This window comes from Azospirillum sp. TSH64 (genome assembly GCF_003116035.1).
Taxonomy (GTDB): domain Bacteria; phylum Pseudomonadota; class Alphaproteobacteria; order Azospirillales; family Azospirillaceae; genus Azospirillum.
Genome location: NZ_LGQW01000015.1, coordinates 7,315,179 through 7,337,393, shown reverse-complemented (window position 1 = coordinate 7,337,393; position 22,215 = coordinate 7,315,179). Strand labels below are relative to the sequence as shown.

Annotated in this window: 18 protein-coding genes; 12 read left to right on the top strand and 6 right to left on the bottom strand. The window is 65.5% G+C overall.

Going from position 1 to position 22,215, the window contains the following annotated elements:
* Positions 1-52: 52 nt before the first annotated feature.
* Entirely contained in the window at positions 53-2,089 is a 2,037-nt protein-coding gene (locus TSH64_RS34170) for a hybrid sensor histidine kinase/response regulator (RefSeq protein ID WP_109453330.1), read from the bottom strand.
* Positions 2,090-2,347: 258 nt separating this feature from the next.
* On the opposite strand from TSH64_RS34170, the gene TSH64_RS34165 reads away from it, so the two are divergent.
* The gene (locus tag TSH64_RS34165) at positions 2,348-5,539 is read left to right on the top strand and encodes a response regulator (protein ID WP_109451904.1); all 3,192 of its coding nucleotides are present in this window, start codon (positions 2,348-2,350) and stop codon (positions 5,537-5,539) included.
* A 59-nt stretch (positions 5,540-5,598) separates the two neighbouring features.
* Here TSH64_RS34165 and TSH64_RS35485 read toward each other — a convergent pair whose 3' ends face one another.
* The 3 genes from TSH64_RS35485 to TSH64_RS35475 are packed head-to-tail and all read right to left on the bottom strand — an operon-like array spanning position 5,599 to position 9,298.
* Positions 5,599-6,525, bottom strand: coding sequence for a hypothetical protein (locus tag TSH64_RS35485; protein WP_146208103.1), 927 nt, complete (start codon positions 6,523-6,525; stop codon positions 5,599-5,601).
* On the bottom strand, positions 6,512-8,410 hold the full coding sequence (locus tag TSH64_RS35480; protein ID WP_146208102.1) for a hypothetical protein: 1,899 nt from the start codon (positions 8,408-8,410) through the stop codon (positions 6,512-6,514). Before TSH64_RS35480 ends, TSH64_RS35485 begins: the two co-directional genes overlap by 14 nt.
* A 12-nt stretch (positions 8,411-8,422) precedes the next feature.
* On the bottom strand, positions 8,423-9,298 hold the full coding sequence (locus TSH64_RS35475; RefSeq protein WP_146208101.1) for a hypothetical protein: 876 nt from the start codon (positions 9,296-9,298) through the stop codon (positions 8,423-8,425).
* Between the two features lie 280 nt (positions 9,299-9,578).
* Here TSH64_RS35475 and TSH64_RS34160 point away from each other — a divergent pair, with 280 nt between their 5' ends.
* Entirely contained in the window at positions 9,579-10,301 is a 723-nt protein-coding gene (locus tag TSH64_RS34160; protein ID WP_109451901.1) for a hypothetical protein, read from the top strand.
* 67 nt (positions 10,302-10,368) lie between these two features.
* Here TSH64_RS34160 and TSH64_RS34155 read toward each other — a convergent pair whose 3' ends face one another.
* Entirely contained in the window at positions 10,369-11,700 is a 1,332-nt protein-coding gene (locus tag TSH64_RS34155; protein ID WP_109451899.1) for an acetylornithine deacetylase/succinyl-diaminopimelate desuccinylase family protein, read from the bottom strand.
* Positions 11,701-11,871: 171 nt separating this feature from the next.
* On the opposite strand from TSH64_RS34155, the gene TSH64_RS34150 reads away from it, so the two are divergent.
* The 3 genes from TSH64_RS34150 to TSH64_RS34140 all read left to right on the top strand — a co-directional run bounded on the left by TSH64_RS34150 (position 11,872) and on the right by TSH64_RS34140 (position 14,297).
* Positions 11,872-12,711, top strand: coding sequence for a 2-keto-4-pentenoate hydratase (locus TSH64_RS34150; protein WP_109451897.1), 840 nt, complete (start codon positions 11,872-11,874; stop codon positions 12,709-12,711).
* Between the two features lie 110 nt (positions 12,712-12,821).
* Complete coding sequence (locus tag TSH64_RS34145) at positions 12,822-13,778, top strand: DMT family transporter (protein ID WP_247873327.1); 957 nt, start codon at positions 12,822-12,824, stop codon at positions 13,776-13,778.
* A gap of 69 nt (positions 13,779-13,847) precedes the next feature.
* On the top strand, positions 13,848-14,297 hold the full coding sequence (locus TSH64_RS34140) for a DoxX family protein (protein WP_109451895.1): 450 nt from the start codon (positions 13,848-13,850) through the stop codon (positions 14,295-14,297).
* 2 nt (positions 14,298-14,299) lie between these two features.
* Here the strand turns inward: TSH64_RS34140 and TSH64_RS34135 are convergent, their stop codons facing one another.
* Positions 14,300-14,815, bottom strand: a complete 516-nt coding sequence (locus TSH64_RS34135; protein ID WP_109453326.1) for an adenine phosphoribosyltransferase — start codon at positions 14,813-14,815, stop codon at positions 14,300-14,302.
* 323 nt (positions 14,816-15,138) lie between these two features.
* Between TSH64_RS34135 and TSH64_RS34130 the strand changes: the two genes are divergently transcribed.
* The 7 genes from TSH64_RS34130 (at position 15,139) to TSH64_RS34100 (ending at position 22,200) form a co-directional block, all read left to right on the top strand.
* Positions 15,139-16,245 (top strand): MlaE family lipid ABC transporter permease subunit, encoded by a 1,107-nt coding sequence (locus TSH64_RS34130; protein WP_247873326.1) that lies wholly within the window; start codon positions 15,139-15,141, stop codon positions 16,243-16,245.
* Positions 16,245-17,066: an ABC transporter ATP-binding protein gene (locus TSH64_RS34125; protein WP_109451891.1), complete on the top strand. Its 822-nt coding sequence runs from the start codon at positions 16,245-16,247 to the stop codon at positions 17,064-17,066. Before TSH64_RS34130 ends, TSH64_RS34125 begins: the two co-directional genes overlap by 1 nt.
* Positions 17,067-17,075: 9 nt before the next feature.
* Entirely contained in the window at positions 17,076-18,035 is a 960-nt protein-coding gene (locus TSH64_RS34120; RefSeq protein ID WP_109451889.1) for an MlaD family protein, read from the top strand.
* Positions 18,032-18,688, top strand: a complete 657-nt coding sequence (locus TSH64_RS34115; protein WP_109451887.1) for an ABC-type transport auxiliary lipoprotein family protein — start codon at positions 18,032-18,034, stop codon at positions 18,686-18,688. Before TSH64_RS34120 ends, TSH64_RS34115 begins: the two co-directional genes overlap by 4 nt.
* A 114-nt stretch (positions 18,689-18,802) precedes the next feature.
* Positions 18,803-19,567, top strand: a complete 765-nt coding sequence (locus tag TSH64_RS34110; protein ID WP_109451885.1) for a hypothetical protein — start codon at positions 18,803-18,805, stop codon at positions 19,565-19,567.
* A 162-nt stretch (positions 19,568-19,729) separates the two neighbouring features.
* Positions 19,730-20,866 (top strand): DUF2336 domain-containing protein, encoded by a 1,137-nt coding sequence (locus TSH64_RS34105; RefSeq protein ID WP_109451882.1) that lies wholly within the window; start codon positions 19,730-19,732, stop codon positions 20,864-20,866.
* Positions 20,863-22,200 (top strand): PAS domain-containing sensor histidine kinase, encoded by a 1,338-nt coding sequence (locus TSH64_RS34100; RefSeq protein ID WP_109451880.1) that lies wholly within the window; start codon positions 20,863-20,865, stop codon positions 22,198-22,200. The genes TSH64_RS34105 and TSH64_RS34100 overlap by 4 nt, the downstream gene beginning before the upstream one ends.
* Positions 22,201-22,215 lie beyond the last annotated feature (15 nt).

Below are 22,215 nucleotides of genomic sequence, written 5' to 3'. Positions count from 1 at the left end.
CTGTATGTGAGATCATTTTTGGTCCTAAGCCCCAGGGTGGGGGGCGGGGACCTCAAATCGTCGGAGTCTTATGCGGAGCGGCGATGCCGGCTCCCCCCGATACCGATACTGCTGCCGGCCGGGCCGCCGTCATCTGTTCCACCAGGGCCGACAGGCGATCCGGCATGATCGGCTTGGCGGCGACGATGACGCCCATCTCCGCCGCGCGGGCGGTGACGGCGCCGTCGAGCCGGCCGGAGATCAGCACCGCCGGGATCCTGAGCCCGAGCCGCTGCCAGAGGGTGCCGATGAAATCCAGGCCGTTCTCGGTGGCGGACAGGTGATAGTCGGCAATCACCGCATCGGGCCGGAAATCGCCGCCTTCGACTGCACGCAGCCCCTGGGCGACGCTGGAGGCGCCGACGACGCGATGGCCGGCGGTGTTGAGGAACATCGACACCGCGGACAGCACGAACTGGTCGTCGTCGATCACCAGGATGGCGATCTCGCCGCTCTTCGCCGGTGCGTCGGCCAGCGTCGCCAGCCCGGCGACGGCCACCGGGGCGGCCACCGGGACGGCAGCAGGGGCAGGGGCGGGGGCAGGGGCGGGGACAATCGGACCTTCGGCCCGCCGCAGCGGCTCGCGGGCAGGCTCAAGGGCGGGCTCCAGGGCGGGCTCCAGGGCGGGCTCCAGGGCCTGTTCCACCGGCGCCAGCGGCAGGGTGACCGAGAAGACGGAGCCCTTGCCCGGCGTGGAGCGGACCTTGACCGGGTGATCCAGCACGCCGGCCAGCCGGCGGACGATCGACAGGCCGAGACCGATGCCGTTGTCGCGGTTGCGCTCCGGGTTGCCGATCTGGTGGAACTCCTCCCAGATGGCGTCTAGCCGGTCTTCGGGAATGCCGATGCCGGTGTCGCGCACCTCGACGATCAGGCTGGCGCCGGACTCCAGGCAGGCGACCTGCACCTGCCCGCTGGCCGTGTAGCGGATCGCGTTGTCGATCAGGTTGCCCAGCAGGCGCAGCAGCAGCACCCGGTCGGTCAGCACCGGGGCGCGGTACTGCGGCACCCAGAAGGCCAGCCCCTTGTTGCGGGCGACCGGGCCATATTGCGAGTCCAGCGCGTCGAACAGGTCGGCGACCTCGTGCACCGCAATGTTGGCGGTGACGCCGCCGGCATCGAGCCGCGACACCTCCAGCAGCTCGTCCAGCAGCTGCTTCAGCGTCATCACCACCTGTTCGATCTTGCGCGCCGATTCCGCCACCTTGGGGTTGGGGGCGGTGGCGCGCAGCATGGCGGTCAGCATCAGCAGCGACTGGGCCGGCTGGCGCAGGTCGTGGCTGGCGGCGGCCATGAACTTCGCCTTCGACGCCACCGCCTGCTCGGCCCGCTCCTTGGCGATGTGCAAATCGATGGCGTTCTGGCGGAAGGTGTCGAGCGCCTTGGCCATGCGGCCGATCTCGTCGTCGCGGTGGCGCACCGGCACCGTCACCGTCACGTCGCCGGCGGCCAGGTCGGCCATGGCGCGGGTCATGCCGGCGATCGGCAGCGTCACCCCGCGCGTCGCCCAGATCACGCCCAGCACCACCAGCAGCAGCGTGACGGCGCCGATGCCGCCCAGCACCAGCACATGGTGGCGGATGGCCGCGTCGGTCGGCCCGGTGTCGAGCCGGACCAGCAGCGTGCCGATGGTGCGCGATCCGCCGGTGCGGTCCTGCCGGGTCAGCGGCACGGCGGCGGCAGTGGCGGCGGCGGTGGCGGCGGGATTGGCTGCCGCATCGGCCAGCACGGGCGAGCCCGGCTTGCGGTAGATGGCGAAGCGCTCGCCATGGGTGCCCAGGATCACCGCCTCGGCGAAGCTGTCGATCGAGCGCAGCGGGCTCAGCGCCGTCAGCGCCTCCTCCGGGTCGAGGTCCCACAGCGCGTTCGTCACGTCGTCCAGCACGATGCGGGTCGCCATCTCGGCGCGGATGGCCAGCTCGGCCCGGGTGTTGCGCACGTCGGACTGGATCAGCACGACCATCGGCACGGCGACCAGCACCGACACCAGCACCACCGCCGATGCGGTGGACCGGGCAACCAGGCTCCGCGAGAAGATCTTCAAGAACATGCCGAAGCCCACGAAAACACGACGACCACGAACGACGCGCGGCGGCATTCTAGCCGAATCGGACGCCAAACACGACAGCGACGTCAATGCCAGCGGTTCATGCGGCTGTCATCCGTAGTAGTAGGAAAAAAGGCAGTATGACTGTTTCGAATCGTTTCTTCTTCTTGTTAAGTTGCGCGTGTAAAAATTCCCGCCGGGTTTCGACGCATTCGATTGGGAGCGGGGTAGCCGTTGGCGTAGCCGCCGGGGAGCGGAGCAATGGGAACGGGCATCATCATCGCCCTTGCGCATGGCGTCGGCCTGCTGGCGCTGGTCCTGCTTGCCTATCGCCATGTCCTGCGGCGGTTCGGCACCCGGCGCGGCGCCTTCGCGGCCTATTCCGGCCTGCTGTTCGGCGTGGCCGCCGTCCTCTCCATGCTGGACGCCTACCCGGTGGCCGACGGGGTGCTGGTCGACCTGCGCAACGCGATGATCGGTCTGGCCGGCCTGTTCGGCGGCTGGCCGGCGGCGCTGCTGTCGGCCGCCATCGCCGCGGCGGTGCGGCTGTGGCTGGGCGGGGTGGGGGCGGCGACCGGTCTTGCCGGGCTGGCCCTGACCGCGCTCGCCGCCCCGCTGCTGGCCCGCCCGATGGAGCGGCGCGCTGCCGGCCCCGGAAGCGGCCCCAGAAGCGGCAAGGGCGCCTTCGGCTTCGGCCTCCTGGCGCTGTTCGGTCTGGCGCTCGCACCGCTGAGCCTGCCGGCCGTCCTGCTGCTGCCCGATTTCGACCTCGCCATGCGGGTGATGGAGGAGGCGGCGCTGCCGCTGATCGCCTTCACCGCGCTGGGCATCGGCCTGCTCGGCACCATGCTGGCGCGCGAGCACCGGCGCGTCGCCGACGAGGCCATGCTGGCCGAGAGCGCCGCCCTGTTCCGCGCCGTCTTCGACAGCTCCGCCGACATCCATGTCGTGCTGCGGGTCAACCCCGGCGGCAGCTTCACCCTGCACTGCGCCAACGAGGCCGCCGCCCGCGCGATGGGCGAGCGGCTGGCCACGGCGCGCGGCAAGCCGCTCGACGCCCTGCTGCCGCCCGACCTCGCCGCCAAGGCGATGGCCGACCTGCAATCCTGCATCGATGCCGACGCCCCCACCCGCTTCGAGGAGCAGCACACCCACAATGGCGTCACCCGCTGGTGGGAGGTGTCGCAGGTGCCGATCCGCGACGAGAGCGGCGCCATCGCCCTGCTGTCGGTCGGCGCCCGCGACATCACCCGCCGGCACGAGGCCGAACGCGCGATCCGCGCCAGCGAGGCGCGCTATCGCCTGCTGGCGCGCGGCGTCACCGACATCATCGGCCGCATCGGGCTGGACGGGGTGCGCCGCTTCTGTTCGGAGGCGACGCGCGACAGCCTGGGCTGCCCGCCGGCCGAGCTGGTCGGCCGCCCGCTGGTGGAGCGGGTGCATCCCGACGACCGTGACGCCCTGTCCGCCGGCCTGTCGCGCCTGACGCCCGACCGCCCGACCCTGAAGACCACCTACCGGCTGCGCCATGCCGACGGCCGCTGGGTGTGGATGGAGGCGGCGGTGCGGCTGGTCACCGACGACTGGGGCGCCCCGCAGGAGTATGTCAGCGTCGAGCGCGACGTCACCGCCCGCAAATTCATGGAGGCGGAGCTTCAGGACGCCCGCCACGCGGCGGAGGCGGCCAGCCGCAGCAAGTCCGAATTCCTGGCGAGCCTGAGCCACGAGCTGCGCACGCCGATGAACGCCGTCATCGGCTTCGCCGACCTGATCGCGCGGGAGTCGGAGGGGCCGGTCGGCACCGCCCATTACCGCGACTTCGCCGTCAACATCCGCGACAGCGGCCAGCATCTGCTGGAGCTGATCAACGAGATCCTGGACCATGTCCGCGCCGAATCCGGCCAGCTGGTCCTCGACGACGAGCCGGTCGATCTCGACGCCGCCGCAACCTTCGCCGTCCGCCTGCTGACCCCGCGCGCCGCCCGCGCCGGCATCGCCCTGTCGGCCCAGGTCGCCCCCGCCGCCCGCCACTTGCGCGGCGACGAGCGGCGCATCCGCCAGATCCTGCTGAACCTGCTGTCCAACGCGGTGAAATACACCCCGTCCGGCGGGTCGGTGTCGCTGACCGCCGACCCGGCGCCGGACGGCGGCCTGCTGCTGGAGGTGCGCGACAACGGCGTCGGCATCCCCGAACAGGATCTGGACCGCGTCCTGCTGGCCTACGCCCGTGTCGCCACCCCGGAGAACCGCCAGACCGAGGGCGCCGGCCTGGGCCTGCCGCTGACCCGCCGGCTGGTGGAGCTGCATGGCGGCGTGCTGACCCTGGCGAGCCGGGTGGGGCAGGGCACCACCGTCACCATCCATTTCCCGCCCGAGCGCGTCGCCGGCGAGACGGGCGGCGAACCCGCCGCCGCCCCGGCGGCCCATCCGTCGGCCCAGCCGGCGGGGGGCCGTCCCGGCCTGTCGATCCTGATGGTGGACGACGACCACAACATCCGCGAGACCGGCAGCGCCCTGCTGCGCAGCTGGGGCCACCGGGTGATCGCGGCGTCCGGCGCCGGCGAGGCGCTGGTTGTTCTGCGCGGGCCGGAGCCGCTGGACCTGCTGTTCAGCGACATCGTGATGCCGCCGGGCATGAACGGGGCGGAGCTGGCGCGCGAGGCGCGCCGCCTGCGCCCCGACCTCCCGGTTCTGCTGGCGTCGGGCTTCGCCGCCCATGCGGTGGTTGCCGACGACGTGGCAATGGGCGGCTATGACCTGATCGCCAAGCCCTATGACGCGGCGGAGCTGCGCGGCCATCTCGACCGCCTGCGCCCGCCGGCCTCCCCGCGCGGCCCCGGCCAAACTCCAGTCCCGGCCCCAAGCCCGGCCCGAAGCCCGACCGCGACCCCGAGCCCGCAGCCGCAGTCGGAGTCCCAGCCGGAGCCGCAGCCGGACCCCGCCGCCGAGCCGTCACCGCCCCCGCTTCCCCCGCCGCCGCCGGCCGCGGCCGAACCGCCGGCCCCCCGTCCTGCTGCCGCCCCGCCCGCGGGGGGAGCCTTGCGCATCCTGGTGGTGGAGGATGTGGAGATGAACCGCCTGCTGGCCGTCACGCTGCTGAAGCAGGCCGGCCACCGGGTGGCGGCGGTGGAGGACGGCGCCCAGGCGGTGGAGGCGGTGGCGCGGGCGGCCATGGGGGAGGACGGGGGCGAGCCCTTCGACGCCATCCTGATGGACATCAACATGCCGGTGATGGACGGTCTGGAGGCGACGCGCCTGATCCGCGCCATGCCGGGTCCGGAGTCCCGCGTCGCCATCGTCGCCCTGACCGCCAACACCTTCCCCGACGACATCGCCCGCTGCTACGAGGCCGGCATGGACTGCCACGTGCCGAAGCCCATCGACCGCGCCCAACTGCTGAGCGAGGTTGCGCGGTGCGTGGCTTCGCGGCGGGCAGTGGAGACGATGGGGTAGGGGTGAGGGTTTTGCATTAACATCGGCATCTAGTATTAGATGCGGAACACTCATCCTGATCAGAGAGAGCGCAAAAACTCGGTTAGTCGGAATACATGTCGCTTCCCCACTCCAACAGTTCTCTTCTCTTTTCTTTTTGGATGATCATAGATAAGTTCAACCTGAGAGTGATGCTTGATAGCAAACATTATGGCCCCCAGCGCATGCGGTTTAGTTCCAATAGGTGCTACCCTTAAAAATCCATGTTCGGCGGACAGCTCTGTCAGCAAATCATAAATACCGAAAGGACAATAGGCAGTAACGTAACGTACGTTCCTCCAACATCTTGTGCTCAGGAGCGTACGTAGATTTCCTTGATAGGTGTGAAATGGATATTCAAAACGAAAACCTGGCACACCGACCACTGGATATATTCGATCAGCTGCTGGCTGCGCCTGCTCAAGTATGTATGCAAAACGTGCTCCTTCGAATCCAAGTAGTGGTACAAAGGCTACAAGTTCATCATCAAATTCCGCAAAATTTACAAAACCAGGAAGTGGTTTTACGCCATCGATCTTCTCGCTGAGATCAAACAATTCGCCACCGAAAGGATTTGGATTTACCGCATAGTCGCTGGGCTCCATATACACCGCACGAACATCAATATCTGCGGATAATAAAATCCGGAGAAGAGGCGCCCACACATTATGACTTAGTCCTGTTATGTCTAAGAATACTGTAGAACGAGATTCGTTGACGAAGGTCTGTATGACATCCTTCTCGATGCTGCAGTCAATTAGGTGACTTGGATCGCCATCAATAGACACCCTCGCTTCACCAAGCTCCTTCAAATGACAAAACTGAGAGCTAACACCTATAACATTCCCAACCGATTGCCTGCTTCTTTCCTCTAATGTGCCATAAACGTAGATGCTGCCCTCGGGAAGGACGAGCTCTGCATTACCCGCCAGCGTCTCACGCGGCCTGACATGATTAAAGCTGTCCATCGTAATATCCTCCGAACAAACGAAGTTGCTCTGGGATATCTCTCTGGTCGGCTCGATTATTTTTTCCTAAAATTCTTCTGATTGTGCTTTTAGGGGCGTCTATGAGACCAGCTATGTCGCCGACTTCCAAAACAATATCACGCCCTTTTTTGTGGCTATAAACAAAGTATGGTGAAAAGATAGGGTGCAATTGGTATGCTTTTTCACGCGTATCACCAACATCCTTCCGTTTAGTTCCAGGAAATGATTGGCAGGCTAAATGCATAACCGCTGATGCTAAAAGATCATCAATTCTTTTTAGCTCAACTTCGTTTCCGTATGCCTCCCCCGCCCAGATTCGCCGTCCGAGCTTAAATTGATTTACCTCAGGCGCATGCCCCGCGCTATCCGCAGCCATTACTCCAAATACGCGGCCGAGTCCCAGCAGTAACTTTGTTAGCTGCCCTCCATGGGTAGACAACCCCTCAAGTTCAGAGAGGTTCTTCCGTCCTACGTTCTGAGCAGCAACCGTTTGGTTTTTAAACGACACCGGCTCGCTGATAGCTCTGCCGTCACGCAAATGCAGGAGAAGGCTGTGATCAATTAATTCGAGAAGATATCGAATATTTTTCCCACTTAATGAAACAAAAACCGGCCAACCACAATAATATTTAGTTATTCCTGTTGTTCTTGGCCGTATAGTAAAAAGGCTGGCATATTTGTATTCTTGGAAACGCCTCTCCCATGCACCAGGATTTTCTGCCATTTCATTCAAAATCATCGAGATAGAGCGGTTTTGTCCGCGTGCCCAATAGGCACAGAAATATAGTCTCAGATCATCTAGATCCTCGAGGTTTTTTCGTCGTTCGGTCGAAAGATTTTTTATCTGATCTCGAAGATCAGCGACCATGCTCTTGACGCCAAGAAGTCGCGCTTCCTCTTCATCACTCATTCCTGGCAGAAGATTGAATACGTCTCCGAGCATCTCCGGGAAATCAGCCTTCAACATCCTTATTCGCGCGTTGCATACCTCCTGCGCAAACCTCCCGAACATATCGTCGTCCAGTCGTTCCGAGATCGCCACTCGAACATAATCAGCTGGGCTATTGAGCACTTCGTTCTGATTATGAGTTATCCGGATTCTCCAACCGAGCTCCCTAACTCCAATTTTGAACGTGTAATGTGCCCCCGCATGCTTAATAAGTGTGTTAACTGTACGCTGTTGATCGTCCAGAAAATTCTCGTACTCGTCCATTAAAAAAAAGAAAAGTTTATTTTTAAAGCAACTAAGCTTTCCCAGGCTTTCAAATAGAAGATCTACTGGGGCGCCTTGCATTGATAGTCGTGGCGCCTCACATTGACCAATGTTGTTTAAATAAGCTTCAAAAGAAGATTTTGCCTTGGAAATTACTCGATCAAGCTCATCTTCGCTATCTGCATTTGGCAGGCAAAGGCTTTCACAAATTTCTTGGCAAATCTCTGCTGGAAGGACTTCTCTTCCCGGCTCTGCGGAACGATACCACTTCAACATCTTCGTTCCAAGTCCGCATAGAATAAGATTAATGTAATGACCAAAAAGACGACGCCATTCTGATTCGGGTAACTTGTCACCCGAAAACGCAGTTACTCTGTTCGTGTTTACCCTGTAATACATACCAATGTAACGCCAATCAGATACAGGTATTTTTTCTTTATGTAGAGCAAACTGCCCTTCATAGGAGAGCATACGTAAGACTGTAGTTTTCCCAGTGCCGCGCCCACCAATCAAAACGCAAGGTCTGGCGGTTGTGAGCTCGGGGAAGTATGCTGGGACCGTAAAAAGTTCAAAAATACTTTCTCTTAGCCACTCTGCCTTATACGAACCAAAAAGGTCGCTTAGCTTTTCAGCAATCGAAGCAGCAGGCATGGTATTCCCCGTTCAAGAGCGACGAATTAGCGGCTTCCAACCATTCTCTTCTGACCAGAAGAGAGGCAATGTAGCGTCAGGTACACCATGAGAAAAAGCGATTTGAAAGCCGAAACCGGCAAAACCCTCCCCATTACCGTATCCTGCACGTTCAGAAGCTGTTTTTACAAAATTAGATGCGCCATCTTTCAAATATTCTGGCCAAATTATAGTGTTTTGATCGAATACACTATAGCGGCTTGGTAATACGTTGGCTGAGCAAATCTTTACGTGAGGACAAAGTTCATTCAGGTTTTCTATGCCGTCTTCTGTTGCTACCAGAGGTATATAGTAAAACTTTGCTCCGCTCCTCTCGGAGAAAAGCTCAAACGATAAATCCATGCCGACGTTATAAGGTCTCGTCCATGTATTAGAAAATTGCTTTCCGGAACCTAAAAAATCGTCTACAAATATAATGTAGTCAACATCATGACAAGCAAGCTTTGCTATTGCCTGTTGAGGATATAGTATTTTGGACTCCGGAACCCCAAGAACCTGTCTTGCTTTTCTTGCGAATAGATGACCGCTATCGGTTGCATTTGGCAATTCACCTGTCACATGCGTAATACACATTCGCTTATCAAAGTGGCTCAGTATTGCTGTTGCTTGCGTTCCGGCGTGCCCAAATTCGGCAATCAATAGGTCTTGATATGCAGCTCTCAACATTTTATTAACCATTGCTTCGGAGTAGTACACGAATGAATTGAGCAGACACAGCGCGTAGTCAGTTTCATTTTCTGAGAAATTAGAAAGCCATGCAATTGGGTTTAGCTGGTGCGTCAGTGGCCAGACCTGTGCGTCAACGAAGCCTATGCATTTCTCTAATACAGCTTCTTTGGTAAATTTCATTTTCGGCGTAGCCCTTGGATCACTAACGCCTTATATACCTTATATGGATTGTGTTGTCCACGCCGCCTAGCATTTCAGTTGCGCTGAAACGGCCTTTTGCCCGCTGTTTTAGCCTTTGGGAGGTCGCTACCTTTGGCGTCGCGGTCGAAAACGATGGCTCACTTTGATGAAGAATTAACCACTGCCAAGTCGTCTACTTCCCTTTTCCCAAAACCTCCCCCCAACAGGATCAAAATCCTATATCCTCTCCGCAATGCCCCCTCATTCGCGGAGCCACGCCATGCCCCTCGACAGCCGCAGCTTCACCACCGACAACTTCCCCCGCTGGGCCGAAGAGCCGCCGACGCCGTCCGAAGGCACGCTGGTTCCCGGTTCGCAGTTCCATGAGGAACAGTGGATCATGGCCGCCGGCATGCTGGCGCGCGGCAACAGCTTCCTCCAGGTCTCGCGCGCCATGGGGTGCAGCCGCACCACGCTGTGGCGGGCCTATTACGGCTCCAAGGATTTCCGTCACAGGGTGTGGTGGGAACGGCAGGCGCTGAACCGCGAGGCCGAGCTGCGGCTGTCCTCGCTGCGGGTGCTGGTGGCCGAGCAGATCGAGCGGCTGGTCACGTCCGGCGATCCCGCCACCGTGCGCTGGCTGGCCGAGCGGCTCGGCCTGTTCGCCGGCCTCGACCTGCCCGCGGCCAAGCGGCAGGCCATCCATTCCGATGCCCAACCCGATCAGCCGTCCGCCCCGAAACCTGCCCCGAAGCCGGCCCCCAGGCCTGAAGACCCGCCCGCCGTCATCGTCCCCGAACTGGATGACGACGCCATCCCCGGCGCCCTGCGCGAACGCCGCCCGCCCAACCCGGCGATGGTCGCCGCCGTCCTGGCCCAGCCGGAGGCCGCCGGGCCGAAGGGCGTCTTCCCCTATACGCTCAACCAGTATGAGGAGTACCCCAACCTCAACCCCGGCCCGGTCAGCCGCCGCGCCGCCGGTGCCTTCGCCGGCCGGCGGTAGATGGAACATCGGCCGGAAAGCGTTCCACGCCGTTCCATCCGCTGTCCCAACCGCAGAGCCGGAGCCGTCAGAAGCGCAGCCCGCCGCCGGCTTCCGCAGCACCACCGCCGAGCAATTCCAGCGTCGCCAGCGCCATCACCTGCGCCGACTGCACCATGTCGTCGATGCCGACCCATTCGTCGGGCTGGTGGGCGAGGTCGAGGATGCCGGGGCCGTAGGCGATGCAGTCCTTCAACTGGCCGACGCGGACCACATGCTTCTGGTCGTAGGTGCCGGGGGACACCACCTGCTGCGCCGGGCGGCCCAGTACCGTCTCGATGGCGGCGGCCACCGCCCGCACCACGGGGGCGTCGGCGTCGGTCATCGTCGGCAGGAAGGCCAGCACCTCGCGCAGCTCATAGTCGAAGCCGGGGCGGCTGCGCCGCAGATCCTCCAGGATGGCGACGACCTCGCCGCGCACCGCATCGGGGTCCTCCTCGATCAGGTAACGGCGGTCGATCACCATGCGGCAGCGGTCGGGCACCATCGGGCTGGGCAGCCCGTCATGATCTTCGCGCTGGCCGCCATGGATGGCGTTGATGTTGATGGTCGATTGGCGCGCCCCCTCCGGCACCACCGGCATGTCGGTGCGCTTGGCGGCGAGGCGCGGGATCAGCTCGGTCTCGATCCGGTGCAGCACGGCGCCCATATGGCGCACCGCGCAGTTGCCGAGGAAGGGCATCGAGCCGTGGGCGACGCGGCCCCTGGTCTCGATCTCCGCCCACCAGACGCCGCGATGGCCGATGCAGACCCGGTCGACGTTCAGCGGCTCCGGGATGATGACGTGGTCGACCCTGGGCCGGGAGAAATAGCCGAGCGTCGCCAGATGCCCGACCCCGCCATAGCCGCCCGACTCCTCGTCCACCGTGCCGGAGATCTCCAAGGCGCCGGCCGTCAGCAGCCCTTCCTCCAGCAGCGACTCCACCGCGATGATCGAGGCGGCGATGCCGCCCTTCATGTCGCAGGCGCCGCGGCCATAGACCCTGCCGTCCTTCACCACCCCGCCGAAGGGATCGACGGTCCAGCCCTGGCCGGCCGGCACCACGTCGATGTGGCCGTTGAAATGGACGCAAGGCCCCGGACGCGGTGCCTCGATGCGGGCGACGATGTTGGTGCGCGGATAGCGGTCGCTGTCGCCGGCCGCCCCCTCCGCCCGCACATACTCCACAGTGAAGCCGCGCGCCGCCAGCCGCCGGCCGATCAGCTCGGCGCAGTCGGTGTAGACGTCGCCCGGCGGGTTGACGGTCGGGATGCGGATCAGATCCTGGGTCAGCGCGACCAGCTCGTCGCGCCGCGATTCGATCCGGCCGAAAAGCCGGCGAAACAGAAGCTTGGTTGCGGCGTCGGTGTCGGAACGCATGGCCTCTCCCGCGGCAAGGACGCGGTCAGTGTCGCCGCATCCCGATGGTCCGTCCACCCCGCCTTTCGGGAAGCGGCCCTGTGGACGGTCCTGTCGGCGGTCTGGTGCAGCGCACTTTCCCGGACCGTCCGGGACCGCTACAGTCGCGGCGCCTCTCAGTGGAGATCCTCTATGACCGTCACGCATCCCATCGGGCTGAGCGCCCCGACCCTGGCCGACCCGGTGATCGCCGAGGCCGCGGCCCGCTTCGTCGACGCCCGCCGCAGCGCGACCGGCCTTGCCGATTTCCCCGGCCCGCTGCCGGCCGACCTCGCCACCGCCTACGCCATCCAGGCGACGGCCACCGCCGCCTGGCCCGACGAGGTCGCCGGCTGGAAGGTGGCGCGGGTGCCGCCGGCCCTGGAGGAGACTCTGGGCGCCATGCGCTACATCGGCCCGATCTTCGCCGGCACCGTGGTGACGGGCGCCGGCGGCTCCCTGACCTTCCCGGTCATCCCCGGCGGCTTCGGCGCGGTGGAGGCGGAGTTCGCGGTGCGCATCGCCGCCGACGCCCCCGCCGACAAGCTGGATTACAGCCCGGCGGAGGCCGCGGCCTTCATCGCCGCCGTCCATGCCGCCATCGAGGTGGCGGGCGGTCCGCTGGCCCCGGTCAACACGCTGGGCCCCACCGCCTCCACCGCTGTTTTCGGCAACAACAATGGCCTGATCGTCGGCGAGGAGATCGTCGGTGGCGTCGAGGGCAGCGATGCGCTCAGGGCCGAGGTGCTGATCGACGGGCAGAGCGTCGGCGTCGGCAGCAGCGCCAAGCTGCCGGGCGGCATCGCCGCCGCGGTCGCGGTGGCGCTCGGCATCGCGGTCCGGCTCGGCCGTCCGCTGAAGGCCGGGCAGTGGATCTCGACCGGTGCTTTGACCGGCGTGCATGCCATCGCCATCGGCCAGCAGGCGCGCATCGCCTTCACCGGTCTGGAGCCGATGTCCGGCACCGCCGTCGCCGCTGGGACAATCGCCTGACGCAATCCAGGGTATGACGGCGGTCATGGCCCGACACGGCCTTGACGGAAGCCAAATGGCGGCGGGGATGCTTGAATGGCCTCCCCCCCTCCAGTCCCCGGATTTTCCCCTTGTCCCAGCCCAGCCTGTCTTCCGAAGCAGTCCTGCCCGATGCCGGGAAGCGCCTGCTGCCGCCGGTCCAGATGCTGGCCGGTCTGGGGCTTGCGGTGGCCGGGGTGGTCGCCTTCTCGCTGCGGCCGGTCATCATCAAGCTGGCCTACCGCTACAATGTCGATCCGGTCACCCTGATCATGCTGCGCATGGTCTTCGCGCTGCCCTTCTTCCTGGGCATGGCGCTGTGGGCAGGAGCCAGGAAGGGAGAACGCGCCCCGATCGCCGGCCGCGACCTCGCTTTGACGGTGGCGCTGGGCGTCACCGGCTATTACGCCGCCAGCTTCTGCGATTTCCTGGGCTTGCGCTATGTCACGGCCGGGATGGGGCGGCTGCTGCTGTTCCTCTACCCGACCATCGTCGTTGTCCTGTCGGCCCTGTTCCTCGGCAAGCGGATCGGCCTGCGCGAGGTGGTGGCGCTGGTGGTCTCCTATGCCGGCGTGGCATTGGTGGTCTGGTCGGAGATCGGGACCGGCCATCCCGACTTCATGACCGGGGCGGCCCTGGTCTTCATGGGCGCCTTCCTCTATTCGATCTATCTGGTCGGCAGCAGCCGCGTGGTCCAGCGGATCGGTTCCATGCGCTTCACCGCCTATGCGATGACGGCGGCCTGCCTGTGCTGCATCCTGCAATTCCTGGTGCTGCGCCCCCTGTCGGCGCTGGACCTGCCGCTGCCGGTCTATGGGCTGTCGGCGGTGATGGCGGTGGTCTGCACCGTGCTGCCGGTGCTGATGACGGCGGAGGCGCTGCGGCGGGTCGGCCCCAATCTGGTGGCGCTGAGCGGCGCCATCGGCCCGGTCTCCGCCGCGGTGTTCGGTTCTCTAGTGCTGGCGGAGCCGATGGGCTGGCTGCAGCTGGCCGGTGCCGCCCTGACCGTCGCCGGCGTCATGATCATCAGCCTGTGGAAGACGGCCTGAGCTTTTTTGGGGAATAACCGTGCGTCTTCCGTCGTCTCCTCTTCCAACAGAATGAAAGGGATATCCGGGATGACGAACTATGCGACCACACCGGCGGGATACGGCACCGCCACCACCGGGCAGGACGCGCTGCTGCTGGCGGCCCGCGTGCTGCTGGGCGCCATCTTCGTGCAGAGCGGTTTCGGCAAGCTGATGGCGCTCAGCGGCTTCATCGCCGGGATGGAGAGCCAGGGCGTGCCGATGGCCACCATCGTCGCCCCCATCGGCGCGCTGGTGGAGGCGTTCGGCGGGTTGGCCATCGTGCTGGGCGCCTGGACCCGGCTGGCGGCTCTGCTGGTCGCGGTCTTCACCGTCGCCGCGACGCTGATCGCCCACCGCTATTGGGAGGCTGCGCCTGACGCCGCGAAGATGCAGCAGATCCAGTTCATGAAGAACCTCGCCATCATCGGCGGCTTCCTCTCGCTGGTCGCGTCGGGCGGCGGGCGCTTCAGCGTCGACGGCTGGCTCAGCCGGCGCTGACCTCAGGAATCGTACGCCATCAGCGAGACGCTGGGCACGTCGATCCGGCCGCGGCCATTGAGGAAGGTCAGTTCCACCAGGAAGGCGGCGGCGCGGACGTCGGCGCCGACCTGGCGCAGCAGGCTGATGGCGGCGGCCATGGTGCCGCCGGTCGCCAGCAAATCGTCCAGCACCACCACGCGCTGGCCGGGCTTCACCGCGTCGGCCTGCACCTCGATGGTGTCGGTGCCGTATTCGAGGTCGTAGGAATGGGCGATCTTGTCGCCCGGCAGCTTGCCGTGCTTGCGCACCATGATGAACCCGATGCCCAGCGTCAGCGCCAGCGGGGCGGCGACCAGGAAGCCGCGCGATTCGATTCCGACCAGCAGCTCCGGCTTGTGCGGGCGCACCGCCTCGGCGAGCGCGTCGATGGCGGCCTTCCAGGCGGCGCCGTTCGCCAGCAGCGGCGAGACGTCGTAGAACAGGATGCCGGGCTTCGGGAAATCCGGGATGTCGCGGATATGGTCTTTGAAGTTCATCGGGAAGTTCATCGGAGGTCTTGTCCGTAAAGAATCGCAAGCCGGCATGCATGGCCCGGTCCGCCTCCCGGCACTCTAGCCGCTGGCCACCCCGGCGCAAAGCCACGATTGGACGCAGACCAAGCTGTCGCCCTGCCTGCGGATGAGACGGATTTGCCGGATGGGGTTGACCATCCGGCGATGCTCCGCCACGTTCCAGGCGTGCCGGCCAAACGTACCGGTTCGATGTGCGGATGCGTGCGGCGGAGCCTGTGGCAGCGACTTTGGTGAAAGACGGAGCGGCGAAGGATGGGGCCCGGATCGAAGCCGGGAACGATCCGGGCTTGGCTGACGGAGGGTGGCGGATCGCCGCCGCCGGGCGCTGGACCCTGGAATCGGCCACAGCCGCGTCGGATGCGCTGGACCGTGCGCCCAAGCCGCCGGGCGGCGCCGCGGTGCGGCTCGATCTGGCGCGGGTTGAGGCGCTCGACACCGTCGGCGCCTATCTGCTGAACCGCTCCGCCGAACGGCTGGGGGCCGAGGGGCATGCCGTTTCGGTGGTCGGCCTCCGGCCGGAGCATTCCGCCCTGTTCGACGCCGTGCGCGACGCCGGCAAGGCGCCGCCCCACCCGATCGAACGCGAACACCACCCGGTTCTCGACATGGTGGTGCGTACCGGCCAGACGACGGTGAGCGCCGCCAAGGAGATCCTCGACCTCGTCGGCTTCCTCGGCCTCGTCACCGTCACCTTCGCCCGGCTGATCCTGCGCCCGTCGCGCTTGCGCCTGACCTCCGTCCTGTTTCACATCGAGCAGACCGGGCTGAATGCCCTGCCGATCCTGGGACTGCTGTCCTTCCTGATTGGCGTGGTGCTGGCCTTCCAGGGGGCGGACCAGCTGAAGCGCTTCGGGGCGGAACTGTATGTGGTGAACCTGCTGGGCATCTCCGTCCTGCGCGAGATCGGCATCCTGATGACGGCGATCATCGTCGCCGGCCGCTCCGGCTCCGCCTTCACCGCGCAGATCGGCACCATGAAGGTGAACCAGGAGGTCGACGCCATCGGCACCATGGGCCTCGACCCGGTGGAGCTGCTGGTGGTGCCGCGGGCGCTGGCGCTGATGATCACCCTGCCGCTGCTGGCCTTCTACGCCGACGTGATGGGGCTGTTCGGCGGGGCGGTGATGGCCTATGCCACGCTGGACATCACCTTCGGGCAGTTCATCCGCCAGCTTCACAGCGCCGTCGGCATCAACACGGTGATCGCCGGCCTGATCAAGGCGCCGGTCTTCGCCCTGGTGATCGCCATGGTCGGCTGCTACGAAGGGTTGAAGGTCTCCGGCAGTGCCGAGAGTGTCGGCATCATGACCACCAAGGCGGTGGTGGAGGGCATCTTCCTGGTTATCGTCATCGACGCGGTGTTCTCCGTCCTCTTCTCCATGCTGGGGGTGTGATGACCGCCGCTCCCGTCATCCGCGTGCGCGGACTGGTCACCCGCTTCGGCCCGCAGACCGTCCATGACGGCCTCGACCTCGACGTCGAGCGGGGGGAGGTGCTGGGCGTCGTCGGCGGTTCCGGCACCGGCAAGTCGGTGCTGCTGAAGGAAATCCTCGGCCTGATCGACCCTGCCGCCGGCCGGATCGAGCTGTTGGGCCACGACACCGCCGACCTGGACCGGGCGGAGCGCACCGCGTTGCAGGCCCGCACCGGCGTGCTGTTCCAGAACGGCGCCCTGTTCAGCTCGATGACGGTGGCGGAGAATGTGATGCTGCCGCTGAAGGAGCACACCGGCCTGTCCCCGGCGCTGATCGCCGAGGTGGCACGGGTGAAGATCGCCATGGCCGGCCTGCCGCCCGACGCCGGCACCAAGCATCCGGCCCAGTTGTCGGGCGGCATGATCAAGCGCGCCGGCCTTGCCCGCGCCCTGGCACTCGACCCCGACATCCTGTTCCTGGACGAGCCGACGGCCGGCCTCGACCCCATCGGTGCTGCCGCCTTCGACACGCTGATCCAGGGCTTGCAGCGCAGCCTGGGGCTGACCGTCTTCATGGTCACCCACGATCTGGACAGCCTGACCTCAATCTGCGACCGCATCGCCGTTCTGGTCGACAAGAAGATCCGGGTGGGCACCCTGGCCCAGCATCTGGCCGATCCCCATCCCTGGATCCACGATTATTTCCACGGACCGCGCGGCCGCGCGGCCCTCGACGCCAAAGAGCGCAATCAGGCACGACGCCACGAAGAAGAAGACGCCAAGCGTCTTGCGAAAGGGTAGGGGCACGTCATGGAAACCCGCGCCAGCTACATTCTGGTCGGCAGCTTCGTGCTGGCTCTGGTCGCCGGCCTGCTGGTCTTCACCGCCTGGATCGCCAAGGTCCAGCTCGATGAAACGCGCGAAACCTACCGCATCTATTTCACCGGCTCCGTCACCGGGTTGCAGCAGGGCAGCCCGGTGCGCTACCGCGGCGTGCCGGTGGGAACGGTGTCGGACATCCGGCTCGACCCCGACAACGTGACGCGGGTGCGGGTGACGATCATGGTGCAGAACGGCACGCCGATCATGTCCGATTCCATCGCTTCGCTCGAGCTGCAGGGGATCACCGGCGGCGCCTATGTCCAGATCTCCGGCGGCAATGCGGGGGGCAAGCATCTGACCGCCACCGATGCCGACGGCGTGCTGACCATCCCGTCGCGGCCCAGCTCGCTGACCGCGGTGGTCGACAGCGCGCCGCAGCTGGTCAGCCGGTCGCTGGAGGTCATCACCCGGCTGGGCGACCTGTTGAACGGCGACAACCAGAAGGCCATCGGCGACATCCTCGCCAACGCCCGCACCGCCAGCGCCGAACTCGCCCGGACCAGCGCCGGGCTGGAGGAGACGATGGCGCAGGCGAGGCGGACGCTGAGCGGCTTCGAGGCGTCCGGCCCGCAGTTCGACCGCACGATGGAGCAGGCGCGCGACACGCTGACGAGCGTCGACACCGCCGCCAAGAGCGTGACCGGCGAGACGCGCGAGCTGATGCGGTCGCTGAAACGCAGTTCCGACACCCTGAACGGCATGCTGGCCGAGAATCGCGAACCGGTGCGGGACTTTACCGCCACGGGGCTGTATGAATTGACGTTGCTGATCACCCAGCTGCGCGATCTGTCCGGGCAGCTGTCGCGGGTGGTCACCCGGATCGAGAACGACCCGTCGAACTTCCTCTTCGGCGGGACGCGGCAGGGCGTGGAGGTGCGTGGGAAATGAGGCGGGTGACGACGGTGCGGAGCGGGTTTGCAAGGGCCGCAGTGCGCGGGATGTGCGGGGCGGCCCTGCTGCTGGGGCTGGCCGCCTGTTCGACGCTGAACCCGACAGCGCCGCATCTCTACACCCTGACCCCGCGGGCCAGCGTCGCCGCCGGCCCGAAGGCCGACTGGCAGCTGCTGGTGGAGACGCCGGCGGCGGCGGCCGGGATCGACACGCCGCGCATCGCGCTGGCCCGCTCGCCGACCTCGCTCGACTATTTCGCCGACGTGTCCTGGGCCGACCGGGCGCCGAACATGGTGCAGGGGCTGATCGTCCAGACCTTCGAGGACAGCGGCCGCATCGTCTCGGTCGGGCGCGACACGGTGGGGTTGCGTTCCGACTATGTGCTGAAATCGGAACTGCGCGATTTCCAGGCGGAATACGCTACGCCGGGCGCCGCCATGCCGGACCGGGTGCATGTTCGGCTGTCGGCCAAGCTGGTCGCCATGCCGCGCCGGACCATCGAGGCCGGCGAGACCTTCGAGGCGTCGGCGCCGGTGCGCGGCCGCTCCTTTACCGACGTGATCGCCGCCTTCGACCAGGCGCTGGGGCAGGTCACCGGCGAACTGGTCGGCTGGTCGCTGTCGCAGCGCGTCCGTCCATCCGGCAGCTGACGGGCGGGAAGCGCAGGCGGGGCTGCAACCGCAGGTGCGACGTCCGAAAAGACCTTGCCACGCCCGCATAGCCGCGTACGTAATGGGGATGTTCGCGCAGCGCAGGATCGGGCGATGACGGATTTGTCGGACGTGTCCCGGGAAGAGTTGGAGGCGATGGCCGAGGCGGGACGCGAAGTACGCCTGTGCCAGCGTGTTCTCGCCAAGACCGGCGACACGGTGGTGGGCGAGCTTCTGCGCGGCCACGGCACGCTGTACGAGTGGAAGCATTATCCGCCGGGCGACATCTACGACGCCGAGTTCCATGCCCAGTATTATTACCACTGCCATCCCGAAGGCGAGCGGCCGCAAGGCGAGCATGGCCATTTCCACACATTCCTGCGCCCGCACGGCATGCCGCCGGGCCTGCGGCCGGCGCCGCTGGCCGATTTCGTGGCTCCGGACAACGACAACGACGCGCTGTCCCACCTGATCGGCATCGCCATGGACGTCGCCGGCCAGCCGGTGCGGCTGTTCACCACCAACCGCTGGGTGACGGGGGAGACCTGGTACAAGGCGGACGACGTGATCGCCATGCTCGATGCCTTCGAGATCGATCACGCCCGGCCGTCCTGGCCGGCCAACCGTTGGATCACGGCGATGATGCGGCTGTTCCGCCCGACCGTCGTCGCCCTGCTGCGCGACCGCGATGCCGCCATCCGGGACTGGGCCGAGGGCCATCCCGATGCCTATGTCTATGAGGACCGCGGGCTGGAGGTCGCCTCTCAACGCCACATCTCGGTGGAGCAGCAGATCGCCGATGTGGCGCTGCACCTGCGCGGGACACGCCGCCGCGGCTCCATCCTGCCGGAACCGCCCAGCTTCGTCGAAATCCCATGATCGGCGTCCCGGCCGTTGGGCTTATGACCGCAGGGCGTTAAGGAAGGTTCAACCGTTTCGGAAGATCCTGAACGGGTGGACAAGTCTCCGCCCACACCCGCGCGGGTTTTGCGTTCCGCGTCCCATATGGAGACGGACCAGGGCAGGAAGGGTCCGGGACCCATGAGTGACGATTTCAAGTCGGGTCATCTGACCCAGCAGGACGTGGCGCGGCTTCTGGCCGACCCGTCGCCGAACAGCCGGACCGATCTGGCCGCCAAGCTGTCCCAGCAGTTCGACAGTCCCGAGCTGTCGCAGGCGGAGCGCAAGCTGGCGGAGGACATCATCCGCGTCATGGTCAAGGACACGGTCCTGCGCGTCCGCCAGACCCTGGCGGAGAACCTGAAATCCAGCCCCTCCCTGCCGCGGGACGTCGCCCTGACCCTGGCCCGCGACGTGGAGGCGGTGGCGATTCCGGTGCTGAGCGTCTCCACCGTGCTGACTCCGGCCGATCTTGTCGAGATCGTGCGCTCCGACGCCGACGCCAAGAGCACCGCCATCGCCCAGCGCCCGACCGTGCCGGCCGCCGTCGCCGACGCGCTGATCGAAAGCGGGTCCGAACGCGCGGTCGCAGCATTGGTCGCCAACGAGGGGGCGGAACTGGGCGAGCAGAGCCTGGGACGCGTCATCGACCGCTTCGGCGCGAGCGAGGCGGTGCAGGACCCGCTGGTCCACCGCTCCAGGCTGCCGATCACCATCGCCGAACGGTTGGTGGCGGTGGTGTCGGAACGGCTGCGCCAGCATCTGGTCTCTCACCATGAACTGCCGTCGAAGGTCGCGTCGGAGCTGATCCTGCAGAGCCGCGAGCGGGCGACCGTCGCCTTGTTCACCGGCGAGAGCGACGAAGGGGCGCTCGACCGTCTGGTGACGCAGCTTGCCCGCACCGGCCGCCTGACGCCGTCGCTGCTGGTCCGTTCTCTGTGCACCGGCGACATCGCCTTCTTCGAGACGGCGATGTCGCGCATGGCGAATGTGCCGATGACCAATGCCCGGCTGCTGATCCACGATGCCGGCCGGTTGGGGCTGAAGTCTCTGTACGACAAGGCCAAGCTGCCGGCCGCTTTGCTGCCGGCCTGCCGCATCGCCATCGACGTGCTGAAGGAGACCCCCTATGACGGCGAGCCGGGCGACCGCGAGCGCCACCGCCGCCGTGTCATCGAGCGCATCCTGACGCAGTACGAGGATCTGGCGCCGGAGGATCTGGAGTTCCTGCTGGCGAAGCTGGGCGACATGATGCAGCCGGAAAACGCGGCGGCGTGACCGACCCGACCTTTTTCTCCGGTCCGGCCCAGCCGGCAGGCGGTGGTCCGGTCGACACCGTCCGCCGGCTGGAATCCCGCATCGCCGAACTGGAAGCCGCCCTGCGCCAGAGCGAGGCGCGGGCCGGCGAAGCACGATTCCGGTCCTTGTTGCGGACGGCGGCCAGCATCATCCTGGTTCTGGGCGACGACGGCCGCATCGTGGAGGCCAACCGCGACGCCGAGCGCGCCTTCGGGCTGGAAGCCGGCAGCGCCATCGGCCGTCTCTGGGCCGAGGCGATGAGGGAGCAGCCGACCGGCCCCTTCGCCGCCCAGCTTGCCGTCGCCGCGATGGGCACCGAGGTCCGCAACTTCGAGCAGGTGCTGCGCGAGCAGGACTGCATGAGCGAGCGGGTGCTGCTGTGGAATCTGAACCGCCTGCCGAAAGGCGATGGCGCTTCCGCCGGCATCCTGTGTGTCGGCCAGGACATCACCCGGCGCAAGCGGGCCGAACTGGCCCTGCGGCAGGCCCGTGACGAGCTGGAGATGCGGGTGGCCGAGCGCACCCGCGCGCTGATGCAAGAGGTTCAGGAACGCCGCCGCGCCGAGCAGGCGCTGATCCAGGCCAAGGAGCAGGCCGAACTGGCCAACCGTGCCAAAAGCGAGTTCCTTGCCAACATGAGCCATGAGCTGCGCACGCCGCTGAACGCCATCATCGGCTTTTCCTCGATGATGGAGAGCGAGATCGTCGGGCCGCTCGGCCATCCCAAATATCTCGACTATGCCAAGGTGATCGGCAAGTCGAGCCAGCATCTGCTGGCGGTCATCAGCGACATCCTGGACGTCGCCAAGATCGAAGCCGGCAAGCTGGAAATGCATCCCCAGCCGATGGATGTCCGCGACGCGGTGGAAAGCTCGCTCCTGCTGATCGCCGAGCGGGCGGAGGAGGGGGGGCTGGCCCTGTCCCAGGACATTGCTTCCGACACGCCCCACCTGCTGGGCGACCCGGTGCGGGTGAAGCAGATCCTGCTGAACCTGTTGAGCAATGCGGTGAAGTTCACCCACGCCGGCGGCAGCGTCGCCTTGCGGGTCCGTCCGGAAGGCGACCGCATCCTGATCGAGGTTGCGGACAGCGGGATCGGCATGAGTGCGGAGGGCATCGCCATCGCCCTGCAACCCTTCGGTCAGGTCGACAGCCAGCTGTCCCGGCGGTCCGGCGGCACCGGGCTGGGCCTGCCGCTCGTGCGATCCTTCGTCGATCTGCTGAACGGCACGCTGGACATCCGCAGCCGCGAAGGGGAAGGCACGACGGTGAGTGTGCGCCTGCCGATGGCGTTGCCGTACGACGGGGAATAGCCAGAGCCCGGAACA